Origin of the sequence: Streptomyces flavusporus (genome assembly GCF_046267975.1) — a bacterium.
Taxonomy (GTDB): domain Bacteria; phylum Actinomycetota; class Actinomycetes; order Streptomycetales; family Streptomycetaceae; genus Streptomyces; species Streptomyces flavusporus.
Window position 1 is genome coordinate 315814 of the sequence record NZ_CP176503.1, and the last position, 12037, is coordinate 327850.

Annotated in this window: 8 protein-coding genes and 2 pseudogenes; 3 read left to right on the forward strand and 7 right to left on the reverse strand. The window is 70.4% G+C overall.

Annotated elements, in window-relative coordinates:
- Positions 1 to 142: 142 nt before the first annotated feature.
- From ACKTSN_RS01705 to ACKTSN_RS01725, 5 genes are all read right to left on the reverse strand, one after another.
- Positions 143 to 2395 (reverse strand): glycosyl hydrolase family 65 protein, encoded by a 2253-nt coding sequence (locus ACKTSN_RS01705; RefSeq protein ID WP_409467431.1) that lies wholly within the window; start codon positions 2393 to 2395, stop codon positions 143 to 145.
- Positions 2396 to 3250 carry a carbohydrate ABC transporter permease gene (locus ACKTSN_RS01710; protein WP_409467432.1) on the reverse strand — a complete coding sequence of 285 codons (855 nt, stop codon included), beginning with the start codon at positions 3248 to 3250 and terminating at the stop codon, positions 2396 to 2398.
- Positions 3247 to 4200: a carbohydrate ABC transporter permease gene (locus tag ACKTSN_RS01715; protein ID WP_409467433.1), complete on the reverse strand. Its 954-nt coding sequence runs from the start codon at positions 4198 to 4200 to the stop codon at positions 3247 to 3249. Before ACKTSN_RS01715 ends, ACKTSN_RS01710 begins: the two co-directional genes overlap by 4 nt.
- Positions 4201 to 4220: 20 nt before the next feature.
- Positions 4221 to 5585 carry an ABC transporter substrate-binding protein gene (locus ACKTSN_RS01720; protein ID WP_409467434.1) on the reverse strand — a complete coding sequence of 455 codons (1365 nt, stop codon included), beginning with the start codon at positions 5583 to 5585 and terminating at the stop codon, positions 4221 to 4223.
- 210 nt (positions 5586 to 5795) lie between these two features.
- Entirely contained in the window at positions 5796 to 6110 is a 315-nt protein-coding gene (locus tag ACKTSN_RS01725; protein ID WP_409467435.1) for a hypothetical protein, read from the reverse strand.
- A 309-nt stretch (positions 6111 to 6419) separates the two neighbouring features.
- Here ACKTSN_RS01725 and ACKTSN_RS01730 point away from each other — a divergent pair, with 309 nt between their 5' ends.
- The 3 genes and pseudogenes from ACKTSN_RS01730 (at position 6420) to ACKTSN_RS01740 (ending at position 9146) form a co-directional block, all read left to right on the forward strand.
- Entirely contained in the window at positions 6420 to 7079 is a 660-nt protein-coding gene (locus ACKTSN_RS01730; RefSeq protein WP_409467436.1) for a hypothetical protein, read from the forward strand.
- A pseudogene (locus tag ACKTSN_RS01735) lies at positions 7078 to 7473 on the forward strand (helix-turn-helix transcriptional regulator); the annotation flags it as partial. The gene ACKTSN_RS01730 and the pseudogene ACKTSN_RS01735, both read left to right, overlap by 2 nt.
- Before the next feature lie 506 nt (positions 7474 to 7979).
- Complete coding sequence (locus tag ACKTSN_RS01740) at positions 7980 to 9146, forward strand: alkaline phosphatase PhoX (protein ID WP_409467437.1); 1167 nt, start codon at positions 7980 to 7982, stop codon at positions 9144 to 9146.
- A 364-nt stretch (positions 9147 to 9510) separates the two neighbouring features.
- Here the strand turns inward: ACKTSN_RS01740 and ACKTSN_RS01745 are convergent.
- A pseudogene (locus ACKTSN_RS01745) lies at positions 9511 to 10140 on the reverse strand (3-beta hydroxysteroid dehydrogenase); the annotation flags it as partial.
- A gap of 173 nt (positions 10141 to 10313) precedes the next feature.
- On the reverse strand, positions 10314 to 11651 hold the full coding sequence (locus ACKTSN_RS01750) for a hypothetical protein (protein ID WP_409467438.1): 1338 nt from the start codon (positions 11649 to 11651) through the stop codon (positions 10314 to 10316).
- Positions 11652 to 12037 lie beyond the last annotated feature (386 nt).

Below are 12037 nucleotides of genomic sequence, written 5' to 3' on the forward strand. Positions count from 1 at the left end.
GGATCCCGCGGTGTCGACTGCGGATCGTCGATCCAGCGTGTGGACCTCGAAGACCACGGCAGGCGGCATTTCGACGACGTCTTCAATGGGCCCGGTCCGCCTGTTGGCAAGGAGGGCCGGGGCGCGAGGACCCGCCATACGCCTACCGGGCCGGGGCGGGTGGCCGGGTGGGGATCGTGATCTCGCCCCCGCTCGGCACCCGGTACCGGCGGCCGCAGGACCCGACCGGCAACGGGTCACCCTCTCGCAGCCGGATCGCCGTGGCGTCCGGGCGGATGTCGACGTCGAAGCTCCGCCCCCGCCACCGCAGGCCCTGCAGCGTGATGCCGTCCAGCTCCTGGGGCAGGATCGGCGCCAATTCCACCCGGTCCGGCCGCCACCGTAGCCCCGAGTAGCCGTACAGGAACACCTGAAGGAAGCCGCCGTGGCCGGTGAGGAAGGTGAACGCGCCTCCCGTGCGGCCCTCCGCGAACTGGTCGAAGGGGGCTCGGAGGAACGGCTCGACGCTGCGCCGCGTGTGCTCGAACGCCGCCTTCGCATCGCCGAGGTGGGCGTGGACGATCGAGTGGACCGAGTCCGTCATCGACGGCCCGTTGTCGTGGGTGCGCGCGCGGTAGTACGCCAGGTCGGCCCGCGTGACCTCGTCGGGCTGCGGGTTCTCCCACGGGTAGGCCAGCATCACGACGTCGGCCTGCTTGATCAGCTGCCCGGCGTACCCGGCGAACTCCGGGTGGACGCCGAGCCGTTCGTCGAAGAGGACGACGAGTCCGTCGGCGACCTCGGCCCACCGCGGGTCGGCCGGTTCGCCGAGCGCCGCGGCCGCCTCGGCGGCGAAGCGCAGCGAGGCACGGGCGGCCACGTTGGTGTAGACGGAGTCGTCGTTCGGCTCGTCGGCATACTCGTCGGGCGGGATCACACCGTTGATGTGGTACGAGCCGTCCGCTCCGGACACCGCGCGGCTCGCCCAGAAGTCCGCCACCGCGCGCAGCACCGGCCAGCCCTTCTCGCGCAGCCACCGCTCGTCGCCCGTGGCCAGCCAGAACTGCCAGAAGGCGAGGGCGACATCGGAGCTGACGTGCTGCTCGTAGCGGCCGAAGGGGGCCCACGCGGGCGTGTCCTCGCCGCCGTGCAGGCCGCTCTCCCAGGGGAACCGCGCGCCCTCCTGGCCGCACTCGGCGGCGTAGGCGCGGGCGGCGTCCAGCCGGTCGACCCGGTAGTCGAGCACGCTGCCGGCGATGCGGGGGTGCTGGGCGAGCAGGCTCGGCCAGATCCAGGTCTCGGTGTCCCAGAAGACGTGGCCGTTGTAGCCGTCGCTGGAGAGCCCGGCCGGGGACGGCGACCACGGGGAGCCTTCGCGCGCGCTGGTGAGCAGGTAGAACTTGGCGGCCCGCACCTGCCGTTGGAGCCGTGCGTCGCCGCGTACGACGATGTCGCCCTCCCATTCGCGCTGCCAGGCGCGGAAGTTGTCCCTCGCGAGCCGCCGGTATCCGGCCCGGGCGGCTTCCTCGGCGGCGGTGCGTGCCAGGGCGAGGGGGTCGTCCGCGTCGTGGCCGGTGGCGATGCCCACGTACTTGGTGAAGGTGTACAAGTGGCCCGCGACCACGTCCGCGACCACCCGCCGGTCAACCGAGCCGTCGCCCTCGGACTCCGCGTACGGGTGGGCCGCCGGGCCCCGCAGCAGGGACACCAGGGCAGCGGGGATACCGCTGCCCTCGGCGGCCGTCGTCAGCCAGATCCGCCCCTCCCCGGCCCCGGTCCGGGTGTCCCGGACCCGGGTCGCGGCCCGGCCGTCGAGCGCGTCGGTCACTTCGAGCCGCCCGTCCCAGTGCGGCCGCACGGTCACGGCCACCGCGGCGACGTGCGGCCTGGAGCGGTCGGTGAGCACCTCGTAGCGCACGTCGGTGACCCGCCCGGCGGGGGAGGTCCAGCGGGCCTCGGTGGTGATGACGCCGGTCCGCAGGTCGAGGGACTGCCGGTAGTGCGCGATGCCGCGGGCGGCGGCGGCCGGGGCGGGGCTGCCGACCGCGGCCCAGTCCCCGCCCACCGGGTGCTCGCTGCTCCGCTCACAAGTCGGCGGGAGGAAGGCGCCGTTGAACGTTCCGCTGTCGTCGCCGACATCGAGCGTCGACCATGCGGGCAGCCCGGCCTTGCGCGACCACTCCCCCGCGTGCCCGGTGTAGAGGCCGACCACGTGGAACTGGGTACGGACCGGGGCCTCGGCGAATCCGTTCCCGGCGGCCGGGACCCGGGCGGCCAGGTAGCCGTTGCCGGTGAAGGTGGGGTGGTAGCCGGTGAGCGCGGCGAGGGGGTGGTCCCCCCGACGGGAAGCCGGGGAAGGGTCGTCGGTGGTCAGCACCCACGCGTCGGGGGAGGCTGCCCTGCTCGGGTCCGTCACTTACTTCAGGCCTCCCGCAGTGAGTCCGTCGACGATCCGGCGCTGGAAGAACAGCACCGCCAAGACCAGCGGCAGCGTCACGACGACACCTGCCGCCATCTGCGTACCGAACGGCTGGTCGTACTTGTACTGGCCGGTGAAGAGGGAGACGATCACGTTCGCTGTCATCATCTGCCGGTCGTTCACGACGCTGACGGCAATGAGGAATTCGTTCCAGGCACAGATGAAGACCAGGATCGCCGTGGTGAAGATGCCGGGCGCGGCGAGCGGGAGTACGACCTTGCGGAACGCCTGCGCGGGGGTGCAGCCGTCGACCTGTGCGGCCTTCTCCAGCTCGGCCGGCATCTGGCGGAAGAACGCGGTGAGATTCCACACGGCCAGCGGCAGGGCGAAGCTCATGCTGGGCACGATCATCGCCTGGTAGGTGTTGATCCAGCCCGCGTCCGTGAAGAGCCGGAGCAGCGGCACGACCAGAGTGATCGGCGGGAACATGGACGCGGCGATGATCAGGGTGAGGATCAGCGTCTTGCCGCGGAAGTGGAGCCGCGCAAGCGCGTAGCCGGCGAAGATCGCGACAACGAGGGTGAGCGCGGTGGTGGCCCCGGCGACGACGAGGCTGTTGAGCAGCGCGCGGCCGAAGCCGTTGCGCGCGTCGAAGGCCGCAGCGTAGTTGTCGAAGGAGACCGGCACCGGGAGCGGGGAGTTGGAGAACTGCTCGGAGGGCCTGCGCAGGCTGGAGACCACCATCCAGTAGAAGGGTGCGAGGCAGTAGACGACGATGGCGGCGATGCCGATCCGGCGGGTCAGGGAGCCGGTGCGGAATCGGCCGATGCTCGTGGTCGGGGTCGTGCTCATTGTGAACTCCTCGTGCCCCGGCCGATCAGGTCGGCGCCGAACAGCTTGACGAACGCGAAGGCGACCGCCGCGATGTAGAGGAACAGCACGGTGGCGTAGGCGGCCGCGGTGCCGAACCGCAGGTTGCTCATCTCCTCGAAGGCGATCATCGACAGGGTCTCGACGGAGTGCTTGCGCGGGCCGACGAGCACGTACGGCAGGTCGAACATGCGCAGAACGTCCAGGAGCCGGAACAGCACCGCGACCACCAGCGCCGGGCGGACCAGCGGCAGCGTGATCCGCCAGAAGGCGCGCCAGGGCGAGGCCCCGTCCACCCTGGCCGCCTCGTACAGCTCGCCCGGGATGATCTGGAGCCCGGCCAGGACGAGGAGCCCGATGAACGGCGCGGTCTTCCACGTGTCGGCGATCACCACGGAGAGCCAGGCCTGGAAACCCTCGCTGCTCCACAGCACCTTGGCGCCCAGCAGCTCGTTGGCGATGCCCTGGCTGTTGAAGATCCACTTCCAGAGCAGACCCGAGATCGCCGTGGGGATCGCCCAGGGGACCAGGATCGCGGCACGCACCAACGCCCGCCCGCGGAAGGCCCGGTGCATCACCAGCGCCATCGCGACGCCGATCAGCACCTCGATGGCGACCGAGACGAGGGCGAAGGAGGTGGTGTTCCACCAGGGCCGCAGGAAGCGGTCGCCGGCGAAGACGGCTTCGTAGTTGTCCAGACCGTAGGAGGTGGTGGTCACCTTGAAGCCGGTCTGCGGATCGATGGAGTCGCTGGAGACGACGAACGACAGCCGGAAGGCCGCGAGCACCGGATAGCCGACGACCAGGCCGAGCACGATCAGGGTGGGAGAAAGCAGGGCGGCGGCCAGCCTGCCGGTCCCGGCCCTGCGCGAGGTGCGCGGGGGCCGGGATCCGGCGTCGCGGCGGGGCCTCGCCTGGGAGAGGACGGACACCAGGGGACCTCTTCCGCCGGCTACTTCTTCTCGGCGATCGCCGCGGACAGGTTCCGCTGCATGTCGGCGAGTGCGGCGTCGACCGACTTCGATCCGCTCAGCGCCGCGGCCGCGCTCTCCTGGATGGCGGCGGTGGCGTCGCCGTACTGCACGACCACGGGCCGGGGCACGGCGCTGCTCAGCGATTCCTTGAGGGCGGCCAGGTAGGGGAACTGCCGGCGCAGGGCCGGGTCGTCGTACAGGCCGGCGTACGGTGGGGCGGCCGAGGTGACCTTCAGGTTGGTGCGGGCGTTGGCCTCGCTGGAGAAGAACTTGATGAAGTCGAGCGCGGTGGCCTTGTTCTTGGCGAACTTGCTCACCGCCAGGTCGAGTCCGCCGAGGGAGGACTTGCCCGGGCCGTCCAGGCCGGGCAGCGGCGCCACCCCGAACTTTCCGGCGACCTTGCTGGAGCCGTCCTCGGCGTTGGCCAGTGCCCACTGGTACGGCCACTGCCGGTGGAAGAGCAGCTTGCCCGCCTGGAAGGCGCGGCGGCCGTCCTCCTCCTGGTAGGTCGAGGACTCCTTGGGGAAGGTGCCGTCCTTGAAGCCGTCGGCGAGGAACTGCAGGCCCTTCTTGGCCTCTTCGGTGTCGACGGTGGCGTTGCCCTCGGCGTCGACGACGGTGCCGCCCGCCGAGGCCACGGCCTCGGCGAAGTTGACGGTCAGGCCCTCGTACTTGTCGAACTGGCCCGCGTAGCAGTCGACGCCCTTGCCCTCGGGCAGCTCGGCGACGTCGGCGCAGGCGTCCTTCATCTCGTCCCAGGTGGTGGGCGGCTGCACGCCCGCCTTGTCCAGCAGGTCCTTGCGGTAGAAAAGGAGGCCCGCGTTGGTGTTGAACGGGATGGCGTACTGCTTGCCGAAGTACTCGCCGGTCTTGACGACGGCGGGGAGCATCTTGTCGAGCGGGAACTCCTTGGCGGGCAGTTCGTCGATCCACTGGTTGGCGGCGAACTCGGCGACCCAGATGGGGTCCAGGTTGAGCACGGTGTAGGCGTCCGACTCGGTCTGCGCGTTCTGGATGAATTGCTGCCGCTGTTGGTCCGCGCTCTCGGGCAGCTCGACGAGGGTGACCTTCTCGTCCGGATGCTCGCTGTTCCAGCGGTCGAGCTGGCCCTGGATGGTGCCGGTCGTGTCCTTGCCGGTGGCGAGGGTGATCGGGCCGCGCCCGGAGAACTCCCCCGGGCTGCCGGCCGACGGCTCGGAGGAGTCCCCGCCGCACCCGGCGAGAGTGGTGGCGAGCAATGCGGCGGACGCCGCGACGGCCCAGGCGGACCGCCGCCTCACCGTCCCCGCCTTGGCGGCGGCCGGGGTGCCGGCCTCTCTGCGGCTCATCTGCGACGAACTCACCGTGCTCCTCCTCGCGATCCTGCGCATGCCTCTGAACGGCTCCGCGGCAGGCGCCCCGCCCCCGCGGTCCGTCACCGGGCCGATTTGATCGTTCAACATGCGCCCCGGGAAGCGTCGCGTCAACCCCTGGGAACCAAGGTGATTGGATCGTTCATATCGCGCGACCGGTCCGCATCCGGAAGCTCCCGCAGCGCGGCAGGCGTGGAGCGTTCAGAGCGAGTGTTCGATCTCGGTGTCGGCGAGGCCGTCGGCGACCGCTTTCAGTGCGGCCGGCGGGACGGTCTCGGGGTGTATCGGCAGGTAGCCGCCGGCGTTGAACCCGGTGACGGTGAAGTTGCCGTACCGGATCCGGTTGCCGTTGATGCCGTGGTCGACGACCGTGCCGCCTGGGTTGACGCCGACCGCGGACACGCACGGCGGGGGCTGCGGCGCGGTGGGCTGAGCCCGTACTCGGGCCATGGTGGAACCGCGCCGGGCGCGGAAATCGTCATAGGTCGGGTCGGGCGAGGATGACGCCTGAGCCATGGTTTGAGCTGCTCGCCGGGCGCGTATGCTCTCGGACGGCTTGCAGGCGACGTACGGGCGACGTACGGGCACAGCAACGGGGGCAGGCGATGAGTGGAAGCGCGGGGCAGAACCCTTGGGGGCCGTACGGCGGACAACCGCCAGGGGCCCGGCTCCGGTGTGGTCCCCTGGTCCCCCGGTTCCGCAGCGCCGTCCCTCATGGCGGAGCCGAGTGTGGCGCACGATCAATCCGATCGCGGTCGGCCGCCGGGTGTTCACTCCGTCGCGGCCCGACCGGGTTCAGGACCCGACCGGGTTCAGGACCCGGCCGTGAAGAAGGTCCAGGTCGTGCGTACGGTGGTCGGCTTCGTCGCGGTGGTGGGCGTCCTGCTGGCATACCGGCTGGTGGCAGACGCCGAGGATCTGTTGGACCAGCGCATGGATCAGGTCGAGACCTCTGTGAACCTGCTGGCGATCACGTTCCCGATCTGCGTGGCGGGGTTCATCGCGGCGACCCGCCCGCCCAACCGGCAGCTGTTCCTGCGGCGTGCGCTGAAACCGCTGGGAGCGCTGTGCGCGCTGTTGTGCTCGATCGTCTTCATCCTGCTGCTGGGCAACGGCGTCTTCGGGGACATTCTCATCGCCGATGACGCGACCCCGTCCCCCGGGGCCTACGCACGCCTTGCCTTCTCGCTCTTCTTCCTGATGTGGGTGGTGCCGTTCATCCTCTACGGCATTGCCATGGTCCTGGTTCACGTGTTCCGCACCGCCGACATCCACGAAGCGCTGCCGCCCTTGCTGGCGACGGTGCTGGTGTGGGAACTCGCGCTCTCCGACTTGTTCACCGGTACCTATGACGCCGCGCCCTTCGGCGTGAGGATGGCCCTCGTCTTCGGTGCACCGTTGTCCATCACCGCGGTGAGCCTGTGGGAACTCAGGCGGCTTCGCTCACGCCATGGCATCACGGTGCGGCAGGCAATGCTCCGCTGATCAGGCCGAGCTGCCCCCGGGATGGCTACGGGTGCTGACCGACGAACGGTTGCGTCCAGCGCTCAGCCTCATGCACACCGAACCTGGAAAACCTTGGGGTTTGGAGGAACTGGCGCGCGCCGCGGCGATGTCGCGAACGTCGTTCGCCGAACGCTTCCGGACCGTGGCAGGCGTGCCGCCGCTGACCTATCTCAACCGCTGGCGGATGCTACTGGCGCAGCGCGCTCTTCGTGACAGCGATGTCCGCGTCGGGTCGCTGGCGGTCGAACTGGGCTACGCCTCGGAGAGTGCGTTCAGCACCGCGTTCAAACGGGAGGTAGGGGAGTCACCGCTGCACTACCGATACCGGGTGCGCGATGAAATCCCGGCCCGCACCGAATCGGTACGGGCATAACTTTCACGACACGCGCCAACCGCAGCGCTGTGCGCCGAGCCCAGTTGCTCGAGGCGGCCCCACGCTCCAGGCGCCGAGAAGCCCGCGTCACATGGATGACCACCGGGATCCGCGCGGGACGGGACCCGGCGTGTACGCCCCGACTGCGGCCTGAAGCGATCACATCCCGCGAAGCGACGTGGCGCACCGATGTAGAGGACAGATCGGTCCGCTGATGCCGGCCTGACGACGCCCCACAGCATCGGTGAGCGGGAATCGCCACCGGCCCGGGGCTCCTTGGCCTGCTTCCCATCAAGGAATCTGCACCAGTTGGTCCGGGGGAATTCCCTGATGGTTCATTTACTGACGGGCTGATCGTTTCTGCGCCAAATCTACTCACCAGTTGGCCGGGAGGAGTTGGCCCGAGGGATCCTTACCGTCCCCTGCCAGGGGCCCTAGGGTCCCCGGTGACCAGTCGGCGGCGCTCAACAAGCCACCGTTCGCCCTTCTTCGACGAAGGAGTACCTGTGGAACGTCGCAGCTTTCTGCGCGGTGCAGTGATCGGCACCTCGGCCGCCGTCTTCGGCGGCACCCTCATGCACGGTGCCGCCTACGCGGCCCCGGCCCAGAACGGCACCAGCCCGTACGGTGGCCTGCTGGCCGCCGACGCCAACGGGATCATGCTGCCCAGCGGCTTCACCAGCAGAGTCATCGCCCGCTCCAGCCAGACGGTCCCCGGCACGTCCTACACCTGGCACGGCGCCCCCGACGGCGGCGCATGCTTCGCCGACGGCACGGGCTGGATCTACGTCTCCAACTCCGAGCTCGGCACCGGTGGCGGCGCGGGCGCCGTCAAGTTCAACTCCTCGGGCACCATCACGGGCGCCTACCGCATCCTGTCCAACACCCGGAACAACTGCGCGGGCGGCGCCACCCCGTGGAACACCTGGCTCTCCTGCGAGGAAGTAAGCCGCGGCTACGTCTACGAGACCGACCCGTGGGGCGTGAAGGCCGCTGTCCGGCGCGACGCGATGGGCCGCTTCAAGCACGAGGCGGCCGCCGCCGACCCGGTGCGCAAGGTGATCTACCTGACCGAGGACGAGTCGGACGGCTGCCTCTACCGGTTCATCCCCACCACCTGGGGCGACCTGTCCTCCGGCACCCTCCAGGTGCTGGTCGCCGGCACCGGGACCTCCGGCTCCTTCACCTGGACGAACGTGCCCGACCCGGACGGCTCCCCCACCTACACCCGAGACCAGGTCTCCGGCGCCAAGATCTTCAACGGTGGCGAGGGCTGCCACTACGCGAGCGACACCGTCTGGTTCACCACCAAGGGCGACAACCGCGTCTGGCAGCTCAACCTGCTCAACAGCACCTACGAACTGGCCTACGACGACAACCTGGTCACCAACGGCACCGCACCGCTGACCGGCGTCGACAACGTCACCGGCAGCTCCTCCGGCGACCTGTTCGTCGCCGAGGACGGCGACAACATGGAGATCTGCATCATCACCCCCGACGACATCGTCGCCCCCTTCCTGCGCATCACCGGCCAGTCCAGCTCGGAGATCTGCGGCCCGGCCTTCTCCCCCGACGGCAGGCGGCTGTACTTCTCCAGCCAGCGTGGTACGTCCGGCAGCTCCTCCGGTGGCATCACCTACGAGGTCACCGGGCCGTTCCGCACCACCGCCTGATCGCAATCCCGTAACCACACTCACCCGGCAGGCGCCCACTCGCCTGCCTGCGGCGCCCGGAGAAACACCGGGCGCCGTCGGGTCAGTAAGCGGGAAGGCCCACCGGCCGGGCTGGTCGCTCTGCGGCCGGTTCCGGGCCGACCAGCTCGGACCGGACGGCTCACCCGCCAGCAACTGCTTGACCCGACGGACAGCACGTACGACGCCGCCGACCGGCCCAACCACGCCCAGAACGCCCGCCTGCTGGAGACGTGGCCGGTCAAGGGCGGCCCGGTGCGCTACCCAGTCCGGCAGATCGTCGACCTTGCGGAAACGTCTGCGTGAGCTTGGGTGCGCGCCACACAGGTGGCACGTTCGCGGCTGGTCAGGCGGTGATGGCAGGCGTGTGGAAGTAATGGCCCTTGTCGAGGTCCTCGAGGAGGCCGGGGTGGGTCGGCTGCCAGTCCAGCAGTTCGCGGGTCAGGGTGCTCGACGCCGGGGCGTCGAGGCCGAGGAAGGCGCCGAGCCAGGTGAAGTGCTCGGCCGCAGCCTCGGGGGCCACGGAGGTCACCGGGACGCCGAGGTGACGGCCGATCGCCTCGGCGATGTCGCGGATCGGGACGCCCTCCTCTGCGACGCCGTGCAGCACTGATCCCGCCGGGGCTTTCTCGACCGCCAGGCGGAACAGCTGTGCGGCGTCGAGGCGGTGGACGGCCGGCCAGCGGTTGGCGCCGTCGCCGATGTGGCCGGAGACACCCCTGGCTCGGGCGATGGCGACCAGGGTCGCCACAAATCCGTTGTCCCCCTCGCCGTGGCAGGTCGGAGACAGTCGCACCACGGACGAGCGCACGCCGCGCCAGGCGAGTGCGAGCGCCGCCTGGGCGGTGGCCGACCGGATCGAGACCGGCGAGCCGTCGATCGTGGGCATGTCCCGCTCGGTCGCCACCCGCCCGGACGCGAGGCCTGCCAGGCCGGAGGCGAGAACGAAGGGGCGGTCGGTACCGGCGAGCGCGTTGGCCGACCTTCTCGGCAGACTGCCCGTCACGTCCCGGGTCTCGTCAGTTGACCTCATGGTGCATGACGGCACGAAGTGGCAAGAACGTGCGTCGTTCGCCCTCCATGAATGAAGGGGCCGTGAGCTTGGCTGGTCCGCCGCAGTGGGCAGCGGACCAGCGTGGATGCGTTCAATCAGCTGGCTTCGACCTGCTCGGCGCACGCCGACCGGATCTCCTCCAGCAGCTCTGGGTAGCGCTCGCCGTACGTGTTCACCGCTGCCCACACCGCGTCCAGTGCCGCCCTCAGCGGGGCGGGCTCGGCGGCGGCGAGCACGGCGGGAAGAGCGAAATGCGGCTGTGAGATCCGCTCGGGTCCGCGCGGATTGCCGGAGGCGTGCACCACCACGGCGGCGCCGTGCCCCACGCCTCCGGTCGGTGTTGGCCTATCGCCGGCGGGCGCCGTCGGTACGAGCGCGCCCAGTGCCCGGCCAAGGCCCCGCCGCCTTCGCCCGTTGTCCCCCGATTCCGCGGCCGGGACCCAGGACCACCCGGTCGCCGCCGGGGGCGTCGGTGGGCGGTATGGCGGTCGCTCGGGAGGTATCGCCTCGAGCACCGACCGCCTCGGGACCCGCGGGTCGGAGCGCAGGGTTTCCCACAGCCGGGCCGCGTCGTCGAACGGCGACGATAGCGGACGTCGCTTCGTCAACGCGGTGAGCGCCTGGGTGACCCACGGCACGTCGGTCAGGCCCGCTGCCTCACAGGCCCGCCGGGCGGCCAGCGACGCCACCGCACGCTGGACCTCGGAACCCGCAGCATCAAGCGCGTGCACCAGATCACTGTCGAAGCGGAGCAGACCGCGGACATTGCCGCCGACACCGCGCAGCCCCTCGCTCGGCAGCCGTCCGCCCCACTCCCGCCGCTCGCGGTGCAGTCGCCGCTCCTCTGCGGCCCGTTCCTCCGCCTGGCGGGCCAGGCGTTCGGTCTCGGCTCGCTGCTCGGGTGTGGGTGGCGGCGGAAGTTCGCGCGCATAGCGGTGCCAGTACGCGGCGTTCCGCGAGGTCTGGCGGACCACGCGGTCCGGGCGGGGCTGCGCGGGCCAGAACTGCAGGAGGTAGCTGTCCGCCTGTGGCTCCCCGGCCACTCTGGTGTCGAGCTCCCGTCCCTCGTCCATCCCCCGGGCGCAGTACCGTACCCGGTAGTCGGTCCGGGCGAGATCCAGGTCCCACGCTGCCTCGCCCGCCCACTGCACCAAACTGGTGCGTTCCGACACCGGGCGGAAAGACACCTCCACCACGTCCTCCCAGACCGGGTCCAGCGGAGGGGCCTCGTCGTGGACCTCCACGACGAAGCCGACGTTGCCCGTGTGCAGTCCGGTGATCAGCCAGAGCACACCCGGGACCGCGGCCCCGCACAGCCCCCCGCTCTGGCCTGCGAACGCTTCGGAGAGGTCCGGGTTCGCGCTTTCCGGATCGCTCTCGACGTAGACCTGACCGTAGTGAACGTGCACCTCGCCTGTGACCGGCCTGCGCACGGCAACCCCTCCCTTCGTCGCCGACGGCCTCGGGGACCCTCTGTCGGACGGGCCGTCACATGCCCCGCATCATGCCGCAGGCCACTGACAACAGGTCCGACAACAACGGTGCTCGGCGCCCCCGGCGTGTGCAGGCCCCCGGCACGGGTGACGGTCGAGGATGTGACGGCGGAGCCCAGTTGTGACACGTCAGCCGCCACGATGCTCGTTCTGGGCCGGGCCCGCTCTGCACCTCGGGGGACTGGCCCTGCGTATCGGCGTGCACAGTGGGCGCTGGCCCAAGGCGACAACAACATCACTTGTGCGGGCCATCGACGTGCTCCCGGCCCCGTGTCCCTTCGGCGCAGACGCGACAGGTCTGCCTTTGCTCACCGGCTGGAATGGTT

Excerpts from the sequence above, each read along its gene's own strand:
- ACKTSN_RS01710 (WP_409467432.1), bottom strand. The coding sequence starts at position 3,250 with ATGAGCACGACCCCGACCACGAGCATCGGCCGATTCCGCACCGGCTCC.
- ACKTSN_RS01725 (WP_409467435.1), bottom strand. The coding sequence starts at position 6,110 with ATGGCTCAGGCGTCATCCTCGCCCGACCCGACCTATGACGATTTCCGC.